At 54.6% G+C, this 21,033-nt stretch carries 31 protein-coding genes; all 31 read right to left on the minus strand.

The window, feature by feature from the left end:
* Window positions 1–158 precede the first annotated feature (158 nt).
* A complete protein-coding gene (gene rplQ / locus AABE20_RS02010; RefSeq protein ID WP_025826922.1) occupies window positions 159–584 on the minus strand; it encodes a 50S ribosomal protein L17 in 426 nt (141 codons plus the stop codon).
* A 31-nt stretch (window positions 585–615) separates the two neighbouring features.
* Window positions 616–1,635: a DNA-directed RNA polymerase subunit alpha gene (locus AABE20_RS02015; RefSeq protein ID WP_025826924.1), complete on the minus strand. Its 1,020-nt coding sequence runs from the start codon at window positions 1,633–1,635 to the stop codon at window positions 616–618.
* A 110-nt stretch (window positions 1,636–1,745) separates the two neighbouring features.
* A complete protein-coding gene (rpsK, locus tag AABE20_RS02020; protein ID WP_025826926.1) occupies window positions 1,746–2,138 on the minus strand; it encodes a 30S ribosomal protein S11 in 393 nt (130 codons plus the stop codon).
* Between the two features lie 63 nt (window positions 2,139–2,201).
* Complete coding sequence (rpsM, locus tag AABE20_RS02025) at window positions 2,202–2,579, minus strand: 30S ribosomal protein S13 (RefSeq protein ID WP_086647139.1); 378 nt, start codon at window positions 2,577–2,579, stop codon at window positions 2,202–2,204.
* Between the two features lie 121 nt (window positions 2,580–2,700).
* A complete protein-coding gene (locus tag AABE20_RS02030; protein ID WP_338331592.1) occupies window positions 2,701–3,369 on the minus strand; it encodes an adenylate kinase in 669 nt (222 codons plus the stop codon).
* Window positions 3,366–4,718, minus strand: a complete 1,353-nt coding sequence (gene secY, locus AABE20_RS02035; RefSeq protein WP_338331593.1) for a preprotein translocase subunit SecY — start codon at window positions 4,716–4,718, stop codon at window positions 3,366–3,368. Before secY ends, AABE20_RS02030 begins: the two co-directional genes overlap by 4 nt.
* A 140-nt stretch (window positions 4,719–4,858) precedes the next feature.
* The gene (gene rplO / locus AABE20_RS02040; RefSeq protein WP_338331594.1) at window positions 4,859–5,347 is read right to left on the minus strand and encodes a 50S ribosomal protein L15; all 489 of its coding nucleotides are present in this window, start codon (window positions 5,345–5,347) and stop codon (window positions 4,859–4,861) included.
* Between the two features lies 1 nt (window position 5,348).
* Window positions 5,349–5,534 carry a 50S ribosomal protein L30 gene (gene rpmD / locus AABE20_RS02045; RefSeq protein WP_048852991.1) on the minus strand — a complete coding sequence of 62 codons (186 nt, stop codon included), beginning with the start codon at window positions 5,532–5,534 and terminating at the stop codon, window positions 5,349–5,351.
* Window positions 5,527–6,102 carry a 30S ribosomal protein S5 gene (rpsE, locus tag AABE20_RS02050; RefSeq protein ID WP_048852990.1) on the minus strand — a complete coding sequence of 192 codons (576 nt, stop codon included), beginning with the start codon at window positions 6,100–6,102 and terminating at the stop codon, window positions 5,527–5,529. Before rpsE ends, rpmD begins: the two co-directional genes overlap by 8 nt.
* 15 nt (window positions 6,103–6,117) lie before the next feature.
* On the minus strand, window positions 6,118–6,480 hold the full coding sequence (gene rplR / locus AABE20_RS02055) for a 50S ribosomal protein L18 (protein ID WP_165990622.1): 363 nt from the start codon (window positions 6,478–6,480) through the stop codon (window positions 6,118–6,120).
* Window positions 6,480–7,013 (minus strand): 50S ribosomal protein L6, encoded by a 534-nt coding sequence (gene rplF, locus AABE20_RS02060; RefSeq protein WP_338331595.1) that lies wholly within the window; start codon window positions 7,011–7,013, stop codon window positions 6,480–6,482. The genes rplR and rplF overlap by 1 nt, the downstream gene beginning before the upstream one ends.
* Window positions 7,014–7,023: 10 nt before the next feature.
* A complete protein-coding gene (rpsH, locus tag AABE20_RS02065; RefSeq protein ID WP_165990624.1) occupies window positions 7,024–7,422 on the minus strand; it encodes a 30S ribosomal protein S8 in 399 nt (132 codons plus the stop codon).
* Between the two features lie 9 nt (window positions 7,423–7,431).
* The gene (gene rpsN, locus AABE20_RS02070) at window positions 7,432–7,737 is read right to left on the minus strand and encodes a 30S ribosomal protein S14 (protein ID WP_025826945.1); all 306 of its coding nucleotides are present in this window, start codon (window positions 7,735–7,737) and stop codon (window positions 7,432–7,434) included.
* 71 nt (window positions 7,738–7,808) lie between these two features.
* The gene (gene rplE / locus AABE20_RS02075; protein WP_338331596.1) at window positions 7,809–8,378 is read right to left on the minus strand and encodes a 50S ribosomal protein L5; all 570 of its coding nucleotides are present in this window, start codon (window positions 8,376–8,378) and stop codon (window positions 7,809–7,811) included.
* 10 nt (window positions 8,379–8,388) lie between these two features.
* Window positions 8,389–8,709, minus strand: coding sequence for a 50S ribosomal protein L24 (rplX, locus tag AABE20_RS02080; protein ID WP_165990626.1), 321 nt, complete (start codon window positions 8,707–8,709; stop codon window positions 8,389–8,391).
* Entirely contained in the window at window positions 8,709–9,077 is a 369-nt protein-coding gene (rplN, locus tag AABE20_RS02085; RefSeq protein ID WP_025826951.1) for a 50S ribosomal protein L14, read from the minus strand. The genes rplX and rplN overlap by 1 nt, the downstream gene beginning before the upstream one ends.
* Before the next feature lie 18 nt (window positions 9,078–9,095).
* Window positions 9,096–9,365 carry a 30S ribosomal protein S17 gene (rpsQ, locus tag AABE20_RS02090; RefSeq protein ID WP_025826953.1) on the minus strand — a complete coding sequence of 90 codons (270 nt, stop codon included), beginning with the start codon at window positions 9,363–9,365 and terminating at the stop codon, window positions 9,096–9,098.
* Window positions 9,366–9,378: 13 nt separating this feature from the next.
* Window positions 9,379–9,615, minus strand: coding sequence for a 50S ribosomal protein L29 (gene rpmC, locus AABE20_RS02095; RefSeq protein WP_338331597.1), 237 nt, complete (start codon window positions 9,613–9,615; stop codon window positions 9,379–9,381).
* A 1-nt stretch (window position 9,616) separates the two neighbouring features.
* On the minus strand, window positions 9,617–10,033 hold the full coding sequence (gene rplP / locus AABE20_RS02100; protein ID WP_025826957.1) for a 50S ribosomal protein L16: 417 nt from the start codon (window positions 10,031–10,033) through the stop codon (window positions 9,617–9,619).
* Between the two features lie 17 nt (window positions 10,034–10,050).
* On the minus strand, window positions 10,051–10,728 hold the full coding sequence (gene rpsC / locus AABE20_RS02105) for a 30S ribosomal protein S3 (protein ID WP_165990628.1): 678 nt from the start codon (window positions 10,726–10,728) through the stop codon (window positions 10,051–10,053).
* 3 nt (window positions 10,729–10,731) lie between these two features.
* Entirely contained in the window at window positions 10,732–11,142 is a 411-nt protein-coding gene (gene rplV / locus AABE20_RS02110) for a 50S ribosomal protein L22 (RefSeq protein ID WP_086647127.1), read from the minus strand.
* Between the two features lie 8 nt (window positions 11,143–11,150).
* The gene (gene rpsS / locus AABE20_RS02115) at window positions 11,151–11,429 is read right to left on the minus strand and encodes a 30S ribosomal protein S19 (RefSeq protein WP_012812769.1); all 279 of its coding nucleotides are present in this window, start codon (window positions 11,427–11,429) and stop codon (window positions 11,151–11,153) included.
* Window positions 11,430–11,442: 13 nt separating this feature from the next.
* The gene (gene rplB / locus AABE20_RS02120) at window positions 11,443–12,273 is read right to left on the minus strand and encodes a 50S ribosomal protein L2 (protein WP_298798354.1); all 831 of its coding nucleotides are present in this window, start codon (window positions 12,271–12,273) and stop codon (window positions 11,443–11,445) included.
* Between the two features lie 16 nt (window positions 12,274–12,289).
* A complete protein-coding gene (locus AABE20_RS02125; protein ID WP_059023541.1) occupies window positions 12,290–12,625 on the minus strand; it encodes a 50S ribosomal protein L23 in 336 nt (111 codons plus the stop codon).
* Window positions 12,622–13,236 (minus strand): 50S ribosomal protein L4, encoded by a 615-nt coding sequence (rplD, locus tag AABE20_RS02130; RefSeq protein WP_025826970.1) that lies wholly within the window; start codon window positions 13,234–13,236, stop codon window positions 12,622–12,624. Before rplD ends, AABE20_RS02125 begins: the two co-directional genes overlap by 4 nt.
* 4 nt (window positions 13,237–13,240) lie before the next feature.
* Complete coding sequence (gene rplC / locus AABE20_RS02135) at window positions 13,241–13,924, minus strand: 50S ribosomal protein L3 (RefSeq protein ID WP_048852977.1); 684 nt, start codon at window positions 13,922–13,924, stop codon at window positions 13,241–13,243.
* 10 nt (window positions 13,925–13,934) lie between these two features.
* The gene (gene rpsJ / locus AABE20_RS02140; protein WP_007282720.1) at window positions 13,935–14,243 is read right to left on the minus strand and encodes a 30S ribosomal protein S10; all 309 of its coding nucleotides are present in this window, start codon (window positions 14,241–14,243) and stop codon (window positions 13,935–13,937) included.
* A 106-nt stretch (window positions 14,244–14,349) separates the two neighbouring features.
* Window positions 14,350–15,540, minus strand: a complete 1,191-nt coding sequence (tuf, locus tag AABE20_RS02145; RefSeq protein WP_086647124.1) for an elongation factor Tu — start codon at window positions 15,538–15,540, stop codon at window positions 14,350–14,352.
* 90 nt (window positions 15,541–15,630) lie between these two features.
* A complete protein-coding gene (gene rpsG / locus AABE20_RS02150) occupies window positions 15,631–16,107 on the minus strand; it encodes a 30S ribosomal protein S7 (protein ID WP_165990632.1) in 477 nt (158 codons plus the stop codon).
* A gap of 14 nt (window positions 16,108–16,121) precedes the next feature.
* Window positions 16,122–16,493: a 30S ribosomal protein S12 gene (gene rpsL, locus AABE20_RS02155; RefSeq protein ID WP_003622698.1), complete on the minus strand. Its 372-nt coding sequence runs from the start codon at window positions 16,491–16,493 to the stop codon at window positions 16,122–16,124.
* 340 nt (window positions 16,494–16,833) lie between these two features.
* Complete coding sequence (rpoC, locus tag AABE20_RS02160; protein WP_338331598.1) at window positions 16,834–21,009, minus strand: DNA-directed RNA polymerase subunit beta'; 4,176 nt, start codon at window positions 21,007–21,009, stop codon at window positions 16,834–16,836.
* Window positions 21,010–21,033 lie beyond the last annotated feature (24 nt).

The raw sequence follows: 21,033 nt of genomic DNA on the forward strand, positions 1-21,033 counted from the left end.
AAAGTGGATATATTCTCGAATTTGTCAATCACTCACTCGCAATCATGGAATGATTTTATTCCACGCACATTTCTCACACATAGCAGGCACGAGCACACGACATAAAAAAAGCTGGCTCCGAGGAGCCAGCTTCCTTCATTCTGCTTGAAAGCAAAGAATTAAGCAGCGAGGTCCTGCTTATCTTCCACTTCCGGGCGCGGACCGCTGTCCTGCCCTTTAGCGCTTACATCGCGGTCGATCAGTTCGATCACGGCCATCTGTGCGGCATCGCCGTAGCGTACGCCAGCACGCAGGACGCGCGTGTAACCACCATTGCGCGCCTTGTAGCGTTCAGCCACGGCTGCAAACAGCTTTTTCACGATCACATCATCACGCAGCACAGCAAATGCCTGCCGGCGTGCATGCAGATCGCCACGCTTGCCAAGGGTGATCAGCTTTTCAACAAACGGGCGCAGTTCCTTCGCTTTGGGAAGCGTGGTGGTGATCTGCTCATGTTTGATCAAAGCCACAGCCATGTTGCGGAACATGGCTGCACGATGAGAAGAGGTAACGCCGAGCTTTCTGCCGGCAATCCGGTGACGCATGGTTCAGTTCCTAGTATCGAGAAAAGTCAGATCAAAACGGCTCATCAAGCCGCTTTGCCAACTCTTCAATATTTTCCGGCGGCCAGGCCGGGACATTCATACCCAAGGACAGCCCCATGGAGGTCAGGACTTCCTTAATTTCGTTCAGGGATTTACGGCCAAAGTTCGGTGTGCGCAGCATTTCCTGCTCACTCTTCTGAACCAGATCCCCGATGTAGATGATGTTGTCGTTCTTCAGGCAGTTTGCACTCCGAACAGACAATTCAAGCTCATCCACCTTGCGCAGCAGATTACGGTTGAACGGCAGATCATCCTCAGGCTCTTCAGCCTGCACAGGACGCGGCTCATCAAAGTTGATGAAGAGCTGCAACTGATCCTGCAGAATACGCGCAGCAAGTGCTACGGCATCTTCTGGCGTGACCGCACCATTTGTTTCGACCGTGAGCAGCAGCTTGTCATAGTCGGTGACCTGACCAACACGGGTCGGCTCCACCTTGTAGGACACGCGCTTGACGGGCGAATAAATTGCATCAACCGGGATCAGGCCAATCGGCGCATCTTCCGGGCGGTTAGCCGCCGCAGGAACATAGCCTTTTCCGGTATTAACAATGAATTCCATACCCAGCTTAACGCCGTCATCGAGCGTGCAGATGACCAGATCGGGGTTCATGATTTCAATATCATGACCCGTCTGGATCTGGCTTGCGCGCACTTCGCCGGGGCCGGTAGCCGTCAGCACCATACGCTTCGGCCCTTCACCGTGCATGCGCAACGCCAGCTGCTTGATGTTGAGGACGATGTCAGTCACATCTTCCCGCACACCGGCAACAGACGAAAACTCGTGCAGAACGCCGTCAATCTGAACCGCTGTGACCGCAGCACCTTGAAGAGAAGACAGCAGAACCCGACGCAGAGCATTACCGAGCGTCATACCAAAACCGCGTTCCAGCGGCTCAGCCACTACGGTTGCGATACGAGCGGGCTCCACTCCGGATTCAACTTCAAGCTTTTCGGGCTTGATCAGAGATTGCCAGTTTTTCTGAAGGACCAATGGACCGGCCTTTCAATACGAAAAACCACTGCTTGCGCAGCGATTTCTCTGAAGTGGACACAACAAATGGAAAGACGGCTCGCTATCAGGCCGCCTTTCCGCTCGTAAGCTCAGACGCGGCGACGCTTGCGCGGGCGGCAGCCGTTGTGCGGGACAGGTGTCATATCACGGATGGAAGTGATCGTGAAACCAACGGCCTGCAGAGCACGCAGTGCGCTTTCACGCCCCGACCCAGGACCGGAAACTTCAATTTCCAGTGTTTCCATGCCGTGTTCACGGGCCTTGCGGCCAGCATCTTCAGCCGCAACCTGCGCCGCATAAGGCGTAGACTTCCGCGAGCCCTTAAAGCCCTGCGCACCAGCAGAAGACCAGGAGATAGCATTCCCCTGAGCATCAGAAATGGTGATCATGGTGTTGTTGAACGTGGAGAGCACATGCGCCACGCCCGAAATAATGTTCTTACGCTCTTTTTTACGAACACGCGGTGTTGCGGCTTTCGCCATGTCTTTTCTACCTCAGTCCCTGTCCAGCCTGCGTGTGCAGGCTGGCCGCCTTAGCGGATTGGATTAACGCGTTGCTTTCTTCTTACCGGCAATGGCCACTGCCTTACCCTTGCGGGTACGGGCATTGGTGTGCGTCCGCTGGCCACGAACCGGCAGGCCACGACGATGACGCAGGCCGCGGTAGCAACCAAGATCCATCAGGCGCTTAATGTTCATCGCAATTTCACGACGCAGGTCGCCTTCAACGCGATAGGTGCCATCAATCAGCTCACGGAGCTTCATGATTTCATCGTCGCTGAGTTCGTTAACCCGCTTTGCTTCCGGAATCTCCAAGGACTTGCAGATTTCTGCCGCCTTAGATGCGCCAATTCCATAAATATACTGAAGCCCGATCACAACCCGCTTGTTTGTCGGGACATTCACGCCGGCAATACGTGCCACGCCTTATACTCCTGTTCGCCCGCTTTTACAGCGAACGGCTCATAGCCCTGTTTTGACTGGGCGGATTTCACTTGGTGGCCGCGAAATATACCGACCACCGTTACAAGTCAACGAAAACTGATCACTTCTTCGTGATCGTGCCGCTATCCTCAAGCGCTGCTTCGATTTCTGCCGTTACTTCAGAAGTCGAAAGCATGCCGTTCACCTTACGCAAACGGCCCGTTTTTTCATAAAACGGTAGAATCGGCGCTGTAAGATTGCGGTATTCTTTCAGGCGCTCAACAACTGTCTCACGCTTGTCGTCTGCACGGCGCTTGAACTCATGGCTCCCGCACGTATCGCACTCACCTTCCTTTGCAGGAGGGTTGGACGCTTCATTGTAGGTCTGTCCACATTGTGCACAGGTGAAACGCCCTGAAATACGATCGGCAAGGATCTCTTCATTCACATCCAGAAAAAGCACGACATCGATGCTTTTTCCATCCGCCGCGAGCATGGCATCCAGCTCTTCAGCCTGCGCCAAAGTCCGTGGAAAACCGTCCAGAATGAACCCATTCTGGCAATCCGACTGGGCGATCCGGTCTTTGAGCATGGCAATGATCAAGGCATCGGGCACAAGCTTGCCCGCAACCATCAGCGCCTTTGCCTGATTCCCCACCTCGGAGCCACGTGCAACTTCCGCACGCAGCATATCCCCCGTGGAAATCTGGATCAGCCCATGCCGCTCTTCCAGAAGCTTGGACTGGGTACCTTTCCCGGCCCCTGGCGGACCCAGAAAAATAATGTTCATCGTCTGATGATCCTCTGTTTCCGGCCACCACGAGACTTACGCATAAGACCCTGATACTGGTGCGCCACAAGATGGGACTGAACCTGCGTGACCGTATCAATCGTAACTGACACAATAATGATCAGACTGGTCCCACCAAAGTAGAACGGCACATTGTAGCGGCTGATCAATATCTGCGGCAACAGGCAGACAGCAACCATATAAGCCGCGCCAATGGTCGTCAGACGCGTCAGGATCTTGTCGAAGTAGGATGCGGTAGAACCACCGGGGCGGACGCCAGGGATGAACCCACCCTGCTTACGCAGGTTATCTGCCGTCTCTGCCGGGTTGAAGGTCACCGCAGCATAGAAATACGAGAAGAAGATAATCATCAACGCGTAGAATAGCAGATATAAAGGCTGCCCCTGCCCTAGTTCCTCACCCAAAAACGACAGCCATCCGGGCAACGACTTACCATTCATGAAACCAGCAAGGGTTACAGGAATCAGCAGAACCGACGAGGCGAAAATAGGTGGGATGACACCAGCCGTATTCACCTTGAGCGGCATATGTGTCGTGTCTCCACCAAACATCCGCTGCCCCATCTGGCGTTTGGGATATTGGATAACAACGCGCCGCTGTGCCTGCTCCATGAACACAATGAACATGATGGTCAAACCGGCCAACACAAGGAACAGCAGCACAAAGAAAGACGACAGCGCCCCAGTGTAGCCCAACTGGAAAAGGCTCACCAACGCATGCGGCAGATTAGCGACAATACCGGCAAAAATGATGAGCGAGATGCCGTTACCAACACCACGAGACGTAATCTGCTCCCCCAACCACATCAGGAACATTGTGCCGCCAACAAGTGCGGTCACACATGTCACCAGAAAAAGTGGTCCCGGGTTTACGACCGCCGCGCCGCTCTGAACATTCTCAAGCCCGATCGCAATACCATATGCCTGAAACACAGCGATGAGCACGGTCAGGTAACGCGTATACTGGTTAAGTTTTTTGCGCCCCTGCTCACCCTCTTTCTTGAGAGATTCAAGAGAGGGCACAGCCGTAGACATCAACTGCACAATAATAGACGCAGAGATATAGGGCATAATGTTCAACGCGAACACGGTCATACGCCCAAGAGCGCCCCCCGAGAACATATTGAACATGCCAAGAATGCCGCCCTGATGCTGCGCCAGAAGCTGCCCCATAACCGTAGCATCTACGCCGGGCACAGGAATATACGTTCCCAAACGATAAACAATCAGCGCACCCAGCGTAAACCAGATCCGTTTCTTGAGTTCCGTCGCCTTGGCAAAGGAGCCTACGTTAAAATTGGCAGCCAGTTGTTCGGCCGCGGAAGCCATGCATCCGTCCTTTCACACAAACAGCGCCGCCACGTAAAGTGGAGACGCTGGTATGATTGCCTGAAAAATATCAGACAACTGTTCTGATCTGGGCAAGAAAGAGAGAACAGGGTCTCCCACCATTCTCTCTCCCACGCCAATCAGGAGGCGCTAGCTTCCACAGGTGCCGCCACCAGCAGCTTGATGCTGCCGCCGACTTTTTCAATGGCAGCCTTAGCAGAAGCAGAAACGCCAGACACTTCGAAAGAAACGCCTTTTGTCAGCTCGCCTTCACCAAGAATACGAACCCCTGCGTACTTGCCAGTCCCAACCAGACCAGCTTTCTTCAGAGCTTCTTCGGTAATGGGTGCGCCGTTTTCCAGCTTACCATCAGCCAACGCCTGCTCTACAGCACCAAGGTTAACTGGCGCATAGACCTTGCGGAAGATGTTTTTAAAGCCCCGCTTCGGCAGACGACGATAAATCGGGAGCTGACCACCTTCAAACCCGTTCAGGGACACACCCTCACGCGCTTTCTGGCCTTTAACACCCTTACCGGACGTCTTGCCTTTACCGGAACCAATACCGCGCCCGAGCCGCTTCTTGCGGTAGCGAGCACCTTCGTTATCACGAAGCTCGTTAAGTCTCATATCAGTCCTCCACCTTCACCAGGTGGGCCACCTTGCGGACCATACCCCGGGTAGAAGGGGTATCTTCCAGAACCTTTTCACGCCCGATCTTGTTCAGACCAAGCCCGATCAGGGTTTCCTGCTGACCCGGCTTACGTCCGTTACCGGACGCAACCTGAATCACCTTGAAAGTTTTTTTATCAGACATCAGCAGCCTCCGCACCAGCAGCCTGGTCACGCTTGCCAAAGATTTCCGCCACTTTCTTGCCACGGCGGTTAGCCACAGCACGAGGGCTTGCACAACGCGTCAGGGCATCAAATGTCGCCTTGACCATGTTATGCGGGTTCCGGGTTCCCAGAGACTTGGCAACAACGTCGTTAATGCCAAGGCTTTCAAAAACCGCACGCATAGGACCACCAGCGATGATCCCGGTCCCGGCTTCTGCCGAGCGCAGCACAACCTTACCGGCACCAAAGTGACCAGCAACGTCATGATGCAGCGTACGCCCTTCTTTCATGGGAACGCGAATCATCCCACGCTTTGCGCGCTCAGTCGCCTTGCGGATAGCTTCGGGAACTTCACGCGCTTTACCAGCGCCATAGCCCACGCGACCTTTCTGGTCACCAACCACAACCAGAGCAGCAAACGCAAAACGCCGACCACCCTTAACAACTTTAGCAACGCGGTTGATGGTTACCAGTTTATCAACCAGTTCATCGCCTTCGCGTTCGCGCTCACGGCCGCCTCGACCGCCTTCTCTTGGTTCACGAGCCATTGCGTGATCCTTTCCTCAGAAGGAGAGACCGCCCTCACGGGCCGCCTCCGCCAGGGCCTTGACGCGCCCGTGATAAAGATAAGACCCCCGGTCAAACACGACCTGAGATACGCCAGCTGCAACAGCACGCTGGGCAACCAGCTTACCTACAGCACCAGCGCTGTCCTGCGTCGCACCATTTTTCAGGGCTTCACGCAATTCTTTATCCAGCGTTGACGCAGCAGCAAGGGTCAGACCCTGCGCATCATCAATCACCTGAGCATAGATGTTCTTACCAGACCGGAAAACCGACAGACGAGGACGGCCACCAGCCTTGCGGCGAAGCTGAAAACGGAGACGCGCACGCCGCCGGTTCCGCAATTCCTGCTGAGTGCTCATTATTTCTTCTTGCCTTCCTTACGGCGGATGGTTTCCGTATCGTAACGCACACCCTTGCCTTTGTAAGGCTCAGGCTTGCGGTAGCTACGAATATCCAGAGCCACCTGGCCAACACGCTGCTTATCAATCCCTTCCACCACAATCGCCGTAGGACGCGGGGTAGAAATTTTGATGCCAGCCGGAATCGGATAGATCACATCGTGTGAAAAGCCGAGGTTCATAACAAGGTTAGAACCCTGCACGGCAGCACGATAACCTGTCCCGTTGATTTCCAGGGTTTTTGAAAAACCGTCAGAAACCCCTTTGACCGCACAAGCGATAAGTGCGCGTGTTGTCCCCCACATCATGCGGGCCTGAGCTTCGGTACCATTCGGCTGCACAACAACCGAATTATCCTTCACTTCAGCCGTAACATGACTGGTGATCGGCAGAGAAAGCTCACCCAGCTTACCCTTGGCCTTAAAAACACCGTCCGCGATGGAAACTGTTACCCCTGCCGGAACTTCGACGGGATACTTGCCTACTCGTGACATTTATCCCTCCTCAGAATACGCGGCAAAGGACTTCACCACCAACATTGGCGGCGCGGGCCTCTACATCGGACAGAACACCACGCGGCGTGGACAGGATGGAAACACCCAGACCAGCGCAAACACGCGGCAGTTCTTTAATTTTGGAATAGACGCGGCGACCAGGGCGGGAAACACGCTGGATTTCGCGAATAACCGGTTCACCTTCCGCGTACTTCAGCTCGATGTGCAGCTGGGAAATACCCTTCCGCACGTCTTCGCGCTTGTAACCACGGATGTAACCTTCGCGCTGCAGAGCTTCAAGCACGTTCACACGCAGATTGGATGCCGGAGCAACACAAGAGTTGTGACGCGCACGCTGAGCGTTGCGAATACGGGTGAGCATATCACCCAAAGGATCTGAAAGCGACATCTCGAGCCCTTACCAGCTAGCTTTTACCACTCCCGGAATCTGACCATCAGAGGCCAGATCACGGAAAGCGATACGACACAGCTCAAACTTACGGTAGTTACCGCGAGAACGACCTGTCAGCTTGCAACGCAGACGAACGCGTACACGAGAACCGTTACGCGGCAGTTCTGCCAACTTGAGAGACGCATCGAACCGATCTTCCACGGGCAAAGAACGGTCCATTACAATGTTTTTGAGAGCGGTACGCTTCTCATTATCCCGTGCCGCCATGCGCTTGCGTTTAGCATTACGCAGGATGGCAGATGTTTTAGCCATACAACATTACCTCCGGAACCCTTCGAAAACCTTCGACGGTTTTCCAAGATCACACAATAAAGCAGCCTGTATCATCCCACGAAGGGAAGATCAAACGCCTTCAGCAAAGCTTTAGCTTCAGCATCCGTTTTCGCACTGGTCACGAACACGACGTCCATACCGCGGATTTCGTCCACTTTGTCATATTCGATTTCCGGGAAAACGATCTGCTCTTTCAGGCCAAGGGCAAAATTGCCACGGCCATCGAAGCCTTTCGTCGCAGGGAGACCACGGAAGTCACGGATACGCGGCATCGCAATCGTCACAAGACGATCCAGAAATTCGTACATCCGAGCCCGACGCAGCGTGACCTTGCAGCCAATCGGCAGCCCTTCACGGATCTTAAAGCCAGCGATTGCCTTTTTAGCAACCGTTTTGACCGGCTTCTGACCTGCAATAAGGGTCATTTCCGCAACAGCTGTATCCAGCTTCTTCTGGTCACCAGCGGCTTCACCAACGCCCATATTCAGGACGATTTTTTCAAGCCGCGGCACCTGCATTTCGTTGCTATACCCAAACTGCTCACGCAGCTTGGCACGAAGTTCACTCTCATAGCGCTGGTGAAGGCGCGGGAGGGAACGCCCTTCCTGATTCGCACTCATACCTGGCCTCTCAACCTTCAATCACTTCGCCAGTCGCCTTGGCAACGCGAACTTTTTTGCCGTTTTCCAGCACACGGAAACCAACGCGGGTTGGCTTCTTGGATGCAGGATCAATCAGCTTCAGGTTGGAGAGGTGGACGGCTGCCTCACGGGCAATAATCCCACCTTCTTCACCCATACGATTTGCGCGCTGATGGCGCTTGGCAATTGCAACACCACGTACAACAGCGCGATCTTCTGAAGGACGAACCTCCAGAACTTCACCCTGCACGCCCTTGGAAGAGCCGGTGATGACGACAACCGTATCGCCTTTTTTAATACGGGCAGCCATTACAGCACCTCCGGCGCCAAAGAGATGATCTTCATGAACTTCTTAGCACGCAGTTCACGCACGACCGGGCCAAAGATACGAGTACCGATCGGCTCCTGCTGCTTGTTAATCAACACGGCAGCGTTGCGGTCGAACCGGATGGCGCTGCCATCAGGACGACGAACCGGGTAAGAGGTACGCACAATAACGGCCTGGTGAACATCGCCCTTCTTCACCTTCCCACGGGGGATGGCTTCCTTGACGGAAACGACGATCACGTCGCCGACCGAGGCAGACTTCCGCTTGGAACCGCCCAGCACCTTAATGCACTGCACCTGACGTGCACCGGAATTGTCGGCCACATCGAGGTTGGTCTCGGGATGGATCATAACCTGAAATCCTTACGTTTAGGCCGACGCGGTTGCTTCCACGCCCACGGCTTCACCGTTGCGGGAAATCACGGTCCACGTCTTACGCCGAGAAATAGGCGCACATTCAACAATCCGCACGGAATCACCCGTCTTGCAGATGTTTTCTTCATCATGCGCCGCGTATTTCTTGGAGCGACGAATGAACTTTTTATACACAGGATGCATGACGCGACGATCGACAAGAACCGTAACGGTCTTGTCCATCTTGTCGCTCGTCACACGTCCGGTCAGGACGCGCCTCGGCATCGGCTACCTCTCCTCAGGCATTGGCAGCAGATGTTTTTGCACCTGCTGCATTCTTTGCATTCTGCGCAGCAATTGTCTTGATGCGCGCAATTTCACGACGGATCACACGGACGCGGCTCTGCGCTTCTGTCTGCCCGGTAGCCCGCTGGAAACGCAAGTTGAGCTGTTCACGCTTGAGTTCCACCAGACGAGCTTCAAGCTCGTCTGCCGTTTTAGCGCGCAAATCAGCTGGCTTTACTGCCTTTACCATCTCACGCATCTCCAATTCGGGTCACAAATTTGGTCTTGATCGGCAGCTTGGCGGCCCCAAGAGCCAGCGCTTCACGCGCCAGTTCCGGCGGAACACCTTCGATCTCAAACAAAATACGACCAGGCTTCACACGGGCCACCCAGAATTCAGGCGATCCCTTGCCAGAGCCCATACGCACTTCTGCGGGCTTTGTCGAGACCGGAATATCCGGAAAGATCCGAATCCATACACGACCAGCACGTTTCATAGCGCGGGTAATGGCACGACGGGAGGCCTCGATCTGGCGAGCCGTAATACGTTCCGGCTGCAGAGCTTTGAGACCAAACGTACCAAAGTTCAGTGTGGTACCGCTTTTTGCAAGGCCGTGAATACGGCCTTTATGTGCTTTGCGGAATTTTGTCCGCTTAGGGGAAAGCATTGTTTTTTATCCTCTCCTCAGCGCTGAGGAGCCTGTTCGGCCGCCCGGCGATCCTGTGCCAACGGATCATGAGCAAGAATTTCACCCTTGAAGATCCATACCTTCACACCGCAGGTGCCATAGGTGGTCTTCGCCGTTGCCGTACCGTAATCGATGTCGGCGCGCAGGGTGTGCAAGGGCACACGGCCTTCGCGATACCACTCGATACGTGCAATTTCAGCACCACCCAGACGACCGGAGCAGTTGATCCGGATACCCTGAGCGCCCAGACGCATTGCGGACTGTACGGCGCGCTTCATTGCACGACGGAAAGCCACACGGCGTTCAAGCTGCTGAGCAATGTTTTCTGCAACAAGCGTTGCATCGATTTCCGGCTTACGGATTTCAACGATGTTCAGCGCAACTTCAGTACCGGCCATACGGGTCAGTTCTTTGCGCAGAGCGTCGATATCCTGCCCCTTCTTACCGATCACAACGCCAGGACGTGCTGCGTAGATCGTAACGCGCGGCTTTTTAGCCGGGCGTTCGATAACAACGCGGGACACGCCAGCACCAGCCAGCTTGCGGCGCAGGAATGCACGAAGCTTCAGATCTTCGTGCAGCAGACGGGAATAGTCTGCATCTGCGTACCAGCGGCTGTCCCATGTGCGGTTGATGCCGAGCCGCAGCCCGATCGGATTGACTTTATGCCCCATATCTCAGGCCGCCTTCTGCTCGGAAGAAGCCGTGTCGGACACAACGGCCCGTTCGGCTACAACAATCTTCAGGTGACTGAAAAACTTTTCGACGCGTGCGGAACGACCGCGGCCACGTGCGTGAAAACGCCGCATGACAATGGACTTACCCACTTCCGCCGTTTTCACCACCAGCTGATCAACGTCAAGCTGGTGATTGTTTTCAGCATTAGCGATCGCGCTTTCCAGCGTTTTCTTAACCTGCTGAGCGATACGGCGCTTGGAGAATGTTAGCGTCGCAATTGCCTGAGATGCAGGTTTATTACGGATCAGGCCTGCCACAAGGTTCAGCTTGCGGGGGCTAACCCGAATGTTACGCGTGATAGCTTGCGCTTCTGTTTCCGCGAGCGTGCGCGGATGCTTCGGCTTGCTCATCTGTGCTCTTAGCCCCGCTTAGACTTCTTGTCAGCACCATGCCCGTGGAATGTACGGGTGGGAGAGAATTCGCCAAACTTATGGCCAACCATATTCTCCGTCACCTGCACAGGCAGGAACTTCTGACCGTTATAAACACCGAACGTCAGACCAACGAACTGCGGAAGAATCGTTGAACGACGCGACCAAATCTTGATCACTTCATTCCGACCCGATGCGCGGGATACTTCAGCCTTATTCAGCAGATACCCGTCGACGAACGGACCTTTCCAGACGGAACGTGCCATCTTCTATTGCCCCTTACTTGCCGGTCTTCCGGCGACGGATAATCAGACCGTCCGTCCGCTTGTTGACCCGAGTTTTGTAACCTTTGGTGGGCTTGCCCCACGGCGTAACCGGATGACGACCACCAGATGTGCGGCCTTCACCACCACCGTGCGGATGGTCAACCGGGTTCATCACCACGCCGCGGTTATGCGGACGGCGACCCAGCCAACGGGAACGACCAGCCTTACCCATATGCTGGTTCATGTTATCCGGGTTGGACACGGCACCTACGGTCGCCATGCATTCACCGCGTACAACACGCAATTCACCAGACTGCAGCTTGATCTGGGCGTAGCCCGAATCCTTACCAACCAACTGAGCATACGTCCCAGCGGAACGGGCCAGCTTGCCGCCAGCGCCCTGCTTCAGTTCGATGTTATGGATAATCGTACCCACCGGAATGGACGCAAGCGGCATTGCATTGCCTGGCTTAATATCCACGCGCGCACCGGCGATGACATTGTCACCAACCTTCAGGCGCTGCGGTGCCAGAATGTATGCCAGCTCACCGTCTTCGTACTTCACCAGCGCAATAAATGCCGTGCGGTTGGGATCGTATTCAAGACGTTCCACAGTACCCAGCACGTCGAATTTACGACGCTTGAAGTCCACATAACGATAGGACTGCTTATGACCGCCCCCACGGAAGCGAGACGTGATACGGCCGTTATTATTACGACCGCCCGACTTGCTCTTACCTTCCGTAAGCTGCTTGACCGGCTTGCCCTTCCACAGGTCAGCACGATCAATCAGAACCGTACCACGCAGGCTCGGCGTGACAGGATTAAAGTGCTTCAGTGCCATTAGTTTCTACCCTTGGTCACGCCAGCTTCGCGGTCAGGTCAATGGACTGACCTTCTGCAAGCTGAACGAACGCCTTCTTAACGTCAGAACGCTGACCCAGACGCCCTTTAAAGCGTTTGGTTTTACCTTTCTGGACAAGGGTGTTGACGCCAACAACCTTGACCCCGAACAGCGTTTCCACCGCAACCTTGATTTCAGGCTTGCTAGCCGTCATTGCGACCTTGAAAACAACCTGATTTTTTTCAGAAAGCGCAGTCGCCTTCTCGGTAATGACCGGCGTCCGCACGATGTCGTACAGAGCCTCCCGAGAGAGACGCTCGGCTTTCTTGCGAATAGCAAGAATATTCGTCATGCCAGGCGTTCCTTCAGTCCTTCAAGGCCTGCCTGCGTGATGGCAAGCACCTCATGGTTCAGAATGTCATAAACATTCGCGCCAATGGTCGGCAGAATGTCGATTTTCGGCAGATTGCGAGCAGCGCGCACGAAGTTTTCGTCCACGGATGCATCAACAATCAGAGCGGAGCCCCAGCCGAGACCCTGCAACTTTTTTGCCAGTTCGCTGGTCTTGGTCACGCCGGAAGCGGTATCCAGAACAACCAGTTTGCCTTCCGCTGCCTTCTGGGACAGAGCGGAGATCAGACCCAGACGACGCACCTTTTTAGGCAGGTCGTAGCCGTGATCACGCACAACAGGGCCATGCACAACGCCACCAGTACGATACTGAGGAGCACGCAGGGAGCCCTGACGCGCACTACCCGTGCCCTTCTGACGATACGGCTTTTTGGTCGTGCCGGACACTTCGCCCATGCCCTTGACCTTGTGCGTGCCAGCCCGGCGCTTTGCCAGCTGCCAATGCACAACGCGCGCCATTACATCTGCCCGGGGTGCTGCGCCGAAAAGTTCTTCCGGAAGCGTAGCTGAACCAGCCGTGCCGTTATCAAGTGTCTTGATTTCGATTTCCATGATCTCAGGCCTCCGCCTTCACAAGTGCTGCCGGATACGGCGCATCGCTGTGGCGGGCTTTCTTGATCGCATCACGAATGAGAACGACACCATTCTTTGCTCCCGGAACGGAGCCACGAATCATGATCAGATTCTTTTCCGGATCGACCGCTGCGATTTCCAGATTCAAGGTGGTCACGCGTTCATCACCCAGATGACCAGCCATTTTTTTGTTCTTGAAGGTCTTGCCGGGATCCTGGCGGTTACCGGTCGAACCATGCGAACGATGCGAAATGGACACACCATGCGAGGCTTCAAGACCGGCAAAATTCCAGCGCTTCATGGCGCCAGCAAACCCCTTACCCTTGCTTGTCCCCGTCACGTCAACCTTCTGGCCAACAACGAAATGGGAAGCAGAAAGAGCAGCCCCAACTTCCAGCGTAGCGTCATCGGCCACACGGAATTCACGAACTGTTTTCTTGGGTTCAACCTTCACGCGGGCAAAATGGCCACGGTTGGGTTTTGTTACGTTTTTCACCTTGGCGTTGCCCATACCCAGCTGGACGGCTACGTAACCATCACGCTCCTGAGTACGAACGTCTACCACCTGCACTTCATCAACGTGCAGAACGGTGACAGGCACATGTGTGCCGTCTTCCTTGAACAGTCGGGACATGCCCAACTTTTTTGCGATCAATCCGGTGCGCATCGTCTGGACCTTAAAGTTTGATCTCGACATCCACGCCAGCGGCGAGGTCGAGCTTCATGAGAGCGTCCACGGTCTGCGGAGTGGGCTCAACAATATCGAGCAAACGACGATGAGTCCGAATTTCGAACTGCTCGCGGCTCTTCTTGTCAACGTGAGGAGAACGGTTAACCGTAAACCGTTCGATATGCGTCGGCAGCGGGATAGGACCCCGAACCCGCGCACCCGTACGCTTCGCCGTATTCACGATCTCTTTCGTGCTGTTATCAAGCACCCGATGATCGTACGCTTTCAGGCGAATGCGGATGTTCTGGTTGTCCATCTGTTTCTTAGTCCAACACTTTACTTGTCCGGGTTTACCCGGCCGCCAAGTAAGACCCCAGCCGAATAAATCGGCCGGGGCCACTCAGTCTCTAATCCTTTATCGATTACTCGATAATGGAGGCAACAACGCCTGCACCAACGGTACGGCCACCTTCGCGAATAGCGAAGCGGAGACCTTCGTCCATGGCGATCGGAGCAATCAGCTCGACTTCCATAGCGCAGTTGTCACCGGGCATAACCATTTCCGTGCCTTCGGGCAGGTGCACAACACCCGTCACGTCAGTCGTACGGAAGTAGAACTGCGGACGATAGTTGGTGAAGAATGGCGTATGACGGCCACCTTCTTCCTTCGTCAGGATGTAGGCTTCTGCTTTGAACTTCTTGTGCGGCGTAATGGAGCCGGGCTTGGCCAGAACCTGACCACGCTCAACGTCTTCACGCTTCGTACCACGCACCAGAGCGCCGATGTTGTCACCTGCTTCGCCGCGATCAAGCAGCTTGCGGAACATTTCAACACCCGTAACGGTGGTCTTGATGGTGTCTTTCAGGCCGACGATTTCAACTTCGTCACCCACGTTGACAACACCACGTTCCACACGACCGGTCACAACCGTACCACGACCAGAGATCGAGAACACGTCTTCGATCGGCATCAGGAACGGACGATCAACCGGACGTTCGGGCTGCGGAATGTAGGCGTCAACCGCATCCATCAGGTCCCTAACGCGGTTTTCACCAACTTCCGGATCACCATCTTCCAGGGTAACCAGAGCGGAGCCCTTGATTACAGGAATGTCGTCGCCAGGGAACTGGTAGGAAGACAGAAGTTCACGAACTTCCATTTCAACCAGTTCAAGCAGTTCCGGATCGTCAACCTGATCAACCTTATTCAGGAAGACCACCAGAGCCGGCACACCAACCTGACGAGCAAGCAGGATGTGTTCACGGGTCTGCGGCATCGGGCCGTCAGCTGCGGACACAACGAGGATGGCGCCATCCATCTGAGCCGCACCCGTGATCATGTTCTTCACATAGTCAGCGTGTCCGGGGCAGTCGACGTGCGCGTAGTGACGGTTTGCGGTTTCGTATTCCACGTGAGCGGTGGAAATGGTGATACCACGAGCGCGTTCTTCGGGTGCGGCGTCGATCATGTCGTATGCTTTGAACTCAGCACCGCCGGTCTTTGCCAGGGTCTTCGTAATAGCAGCCGTCAGAGACGTCTTACCATGGTCAACGTGACCAATGGTGCCGATGTTGCAGTGCGGTTTATTCCGCTCAAATTTAGCCTTAGCCATTGTTTACTCCATGCCCCAAAAAATATCCGGGATGCAGTTGTTATAAGCGCCCCAATCCCTCGACAAGAGGGAAAGCAGAACTTTCACGGATTACCAGCGATAATGACTGAATGCCTTGTTGGCTTCAGCCATACGATGCGTGTCTTCACGCTTCTTCACAGCCGCACCACGATTGTTCACGGCATCCAGAAGCTCGTTGGACAGACGGTCCTGCATGGTGTTTTCACCACGCTTGCGCGCAGCGTCGATGACCCAGCGGATAGCCAGAGCCTGACGACGGTCAGTGCGCACTTCAACCGGAACCTGATAGGTCGCACCACCAACACGGCGGGAGCGGACCTCAACGGCCGGCTTTACGTTGTCCAGAGCGTTGTGGAACAGCGCGATCGGGTCGGATGCTGCACCATTGCGACGGGCCATGGAGTCAATCGCTCCATAGACAATCTTTTCTGCTGTGGACTTCTTACCGTCGAACATCAGCGCGTTCATAAAACGCGTAATGACGACATCTCCGAACTTCGGATCGGGAAGGATCTCGCGCTTAACAGCACGATGACGGCGACTCATACCTTAACTTCCTCTTATTTCGGACGCTTGGCGCCATACAGCGAACGACGCTGACGCCGCTTGGCGATACCCTGCGTATCGAGAACACCGCGAAGGATGTGGTAACGAACACCCGGCAAATCTTTCACACGACCGCCGCGGATAAGCACAACACTATGTTCCTGAAGGTTATGGCCTTCACCAGGAATATAGCTAACCACCTCATAGCCATTCGTCAGACGCACCTTGGCAACTTTACGCAGTGCGGAGTTAGGCTTCTTCGGTGTCGTCGTATAAACGCGGGTGCAAACACCGCGCTTCTGGGGGCAGCCCTGCAGAGCGGGCACTTTGTTCCGCTTGACTGCAGGCTTACGCCCCTTGGCAATGAGCTGGTTGATGGTCGGCATGCGCCTTTCCCGATCCTTACACAGTTCGGTCGACCAGCTGCATTTTCTGCGGCTAGCCGACTTTCATTAAAAAGATCCCATCAGGTAACAACCCGAATGGGGCTATATTGGCATCCGGCTCCGCTTCCCCCCGGAAGCCAACCGCATGCTAAAACTCATACAGAGAACCTGAGTGCCCTACCTATCCACAAGATAAGCAAAGCTGAGGGCTGCTAACTACCGCTCCCCCCACCAGAAGTCAAGCTTTACCCCGCGATTCTCTAATCCACGCAACCCAATCCCATAAAAAAAGGCCGGAGCAATGCCCCGGCCTTTCCTCTTTGTCTTTATAATAAAGACTTTATTCGGCAGCCGTACGGCTAACGCGCTGTTTGTCCTGCTCCGCAGCAATGGCACGCAGGCGCTTCATGACGCTACCTGTACCCGCTGGGATCAGACGACCCACAATAACGTTTTCCTTCAGCCCCATGAGCTTATCGACCTTACCAGCAGTTGCTGCTTCAGTCAGAACGCGCGTGGTTTCCTGGAAGGATGCCGCAGAGATGAACGACTGGGTCTGCAACGATGCCTTGGTAATACCCTGCAGCACCGGCATTGCCAGCGCAGGACGCTCACCTGCATTGAGGCACTTGGTGTTCTCCACATCGAACTCAAGGCGGTCCACCGTTTCGCCAATCAGATAGGTGGTGTCACCCGGCTCCAGAATCTCAACCTTCTGGAGCATCTGACGTACGATAACCTCAATGTGCTTATCGTTGATCTTCACGCCCTGCAGACGATAGACATCCTGAATTTCATTGATCAGGTAGTCAGACAGAGCCTCAACGCCCATCACCTTCAGAATGTCGTGTGGAACGCGGGGACCATCAACCAGCGGATCGCCTTTTTCCACAAAGTCACCTTCCTGAACGGAAATGTGCTTGCCTTTAGGAATCAGGTATTCCTGCTCATGACCCGTTTCGTCATTTTTCACAACAATCCGGCGCTTGGACTTGTAATCCTTGCCGAATTCAACGCGCCCTTCCATTTCCGCAATAATGGCATGGTCTTTCGGACGACGCGCTTCAAACAGTTCGGCAACGCGCGGTAGACCACCGGTAATATCACGCGTTTTGGACCCTTCACGCGGCAGACGGGCCAGCACGTCACCCGCATTCACTTCTGCGCCATTTTCGATGGACAGGAGTGTTTCAGGCGACAGGAAGTAACGTGCCTCAGACCCGTTATCCAGCTTGACCACCTCACCGTTGGCATCCTTAAGCTGCAGACGCGGACGCAGGTCCACACCTTTACCAGCCTGTTTGTAGTCAACCACGACCTTGGAGGTCAGGCCGGTCACTTCATCCATACGCTCGACAAGCGTGATGGAGTCAATGAGGTCAAGATACTCAATCTTACCGGCTTTTTCCGTAATGATCGGAAGGGTGTAGGGGTCCCACTCAGCCAGCTTCTGACCACGCGAAACCGTAGCGCCTTCCGTTGTAAGCAGACGCGCACCGTAAGGCACACGGTAGCGGAACTTTTCCGCACCCTTTTCGTCTGTCAGCAGGATTTCACAGTTACGGGCCATAACAATTGGCACGTTCTGGCTGTTCTGCACCACGTTACGGTTACGGATGACAATTTTGCCATCGCGGGATGCTTCGATCATGGACTGCTCAGCACCACGCTGGGCCGCACCACCAATATGGAAGGTACGCATGGTCAGCTGGGTGCCCGGCTCACCAATGGACTGTGCGGCGATAACACCAACAGCCTCACCGATGTTGACCGGCGTACCACGCGCCAGATCGCGGCCATAGCAGCGCCCGCAAACGCCTACACGGCTATCGCAGGTCAGCACGGAGCGGATATGAATGACTTCCACACCCGATGTTTCAATGCGTTCCGCATCAGCTTCATCAACAAGCTGATTACGGGCTGCAATGACCTTGCCCGTGACGGGGTCAACAACATCAGAAGCCAGCGTACGGCCAAGAATACGTTCGGACAGAGAGGCAACAACTTCGCCACCATCCATGACCGCACGAACCGTAAGACCACGCTCACTGCCGCAATCTTCTTCGATAATGATGCTATCCTGTGCCACGTCGACAAGACGACGCGTCAGATAACCGGAGTTTGCAGTCTTCAGTGCCGTATCGGCCAGCCCCTTACGCGCACCATGGGTCGACGTAAAGTAATCGAGAACCGACAGACCTTCCTTAAAGTTGGCGATAATCGGCTGCTCAATAATTTCACCAGACGGCTTGGCCATCAGACCGCGCATACCGGCAAGCTGCTTCATCTGCGCCGGCGACCCACGAGCACCGGAGTGGCTCATCATCCAGACCGAGTTGATAGGCTTACCAACTTCTTGGCGAGAAATTTCCTTGGTCATGGCCGCCTGCACTTCGTCCGTGCAACGGGACCATGCGTCAACCACCTTGTTGTAGCGTTCGCCTGCGGTGATCAGACCATCCTGATACTGCTGCTCAAACTCTTTAACTTCGGTCGCAGTCCGGTCAACCAGTTCTTTCTTTTCAGTCGGGATGATCATGTCATCCTTACCAAAGGAAATACCAGCCTTGGCGGCATGGCGGAAACCAAGAGCCATCAGACGGTCACAGAAAATGACAGCCTCTTTCTGACCGCAATGACGGTAAACCGTGTCGATCACATCGGACACAGCTTTTTTGGTCAACTGGCGATTGATCAGGGAGAACGGAACAGTTTCGTGCTTGGGCAGGATCTGTGCGATCAGCACACGGCCGGGTGTGGTAACGGCTGTTTCATAAACACGCTTACCGTCAGCATCAATCTGCTCGAACCGGGCACGAATTTTGTCGTGCAGTTTAAGCGCGCCCGCACTCAGTGCATATTCCACTTCCCCAATGGAAGAGAACGACGGCGCACCCGCCTTAACCAGTTCACCCGTTGTTTCGTTATACTCGTTACGGTCTGGCGTAACCTTAAACTCGGGAGTTTCGAGGCTGAGATAATAAAGCCCCAGAACAATATCCTGAGACGGCACAATGATAGGCTTGCCGTTAGCAGGGCTGAGGATGTTATTGGTCGACATCATCAGAACGCGCGCTTCAAGCTGGGCTTCCAGGCTGAGCGGCACGTGCACGGCCATCTGGTCACCGTCAAAGTCGGCGTTAAAGGCGGTGCAGACCAGTGGGTGCAGCTGAATAGCCTTGCCTTCAACCAGCACCGGTTCAAACGCCTGAATGCCAAGGCGATGCAGTGTTGGTGCGCGGTTCAGCAGAACGGGATGTTCGCGGATAACTTCTTCAAGAATATCCCAGACTTCCGGACGCTCTTTTTCCACCATCCGCTTTGCAGCTTTAATGGTAGTCGCGTGACCGTATTTTTCCAGCTTGGCGTAAATGAAGGGCTTGAACAGCTCAAGCGCCATCTTTTTAGGCAGACCACACTGGTGCAGTTTGAGTTCGGGGCCAACCACAATGACCGAACGGCCAGAGTAGTCAACGCGTTTACCCAGCAGGTTCTGACGGAAACGCCCCTGTTTACCCTTGAGCATATCGGACAAGGATTTGAGCGGACGCTTGTTGGCACCCGTAATCGCACGACCACGGCGGCCGTTATCAAACAGGGCATCCACCGCTTCTTGCAGCATGCGCTTTTCGTTACGCACGATAATATCGGGCGCACGCAGTTCCATAAGCCGCTTGAGACGGTTGTTACGGTTGATAACCCGGCGGTACAGGTCGTTCAGATCGGACGTTGCAAAGCGGCCACCATCAAGCGGCACCAGCGGACGCAGTTCCGGGGGAATAACAGGAACCAGATCCAGAATCATCCATTCAGGACGGGCACCACTTTCCGAGAACGCTTCAACCAACTTAAGGCGCTTGACAAGCTTTTTACGCTTGGCTTCGGACGTTGTTTCCTTGAGCGCCTGACGCAGCTCTACCTTCTCGGCATCACACTCAATGCGCTCAAGAACCTTCTTGATCGCTTCAGCGCCAATACCGACTTCAATCCCTTCCTCGCCGTAATCATCCATTGCGTCGAGATACTGCTCTTCGCTCAGGAGGCTGTACTGCTTAAGGGGAGACGTACCGGGTTCGAGAACCAGATAGTTCTCAAAATACAGGACTTTTTCCAGATCCTTGAGCGTCAGATCAACCATAAGGCCGATACGGCTTGGCAGGGACTTCAGGAACCAGATATGCGCAACCGGGCTGGCCAGCTGAATATGGCCCATGCGTTCACGCCGGACTTTGGCCAGTGTAACTTCAACGCCACATTTTTCGCAGATAATACCGCGGAACTTCATCCGCTTGTATTTGCCGCAAAGGCATTCATAGTCCTTGATCGGGCCAAAAATCCGAGCGCAGAACAGGCCATCACGTTCAGGCTTGAACGTACGGTAGTTAATGGTCTCGGGCTTCTTGATTTCACCAAAAGACCAGGACCGGATCTGCTCGGGAGATGCAAGCTGGATCTTGATCTGGTCAAAGGTCATTGCCTGGCCGGTCTGGCCAAGAATTTTCATGAGTTCATTCATGTGCAGAAGCCCCCAAAGGGAAAT

Origin of the sequence: Acetobacter zythi (genome assembly GCF_963921165.1) — a bacterium.
Taxonomy (GTDB): Bacteria; Pseudomonadota; Alphaproteobacteria; order Acetobacterales; family Acetobacteraceae; genus Acetobacter.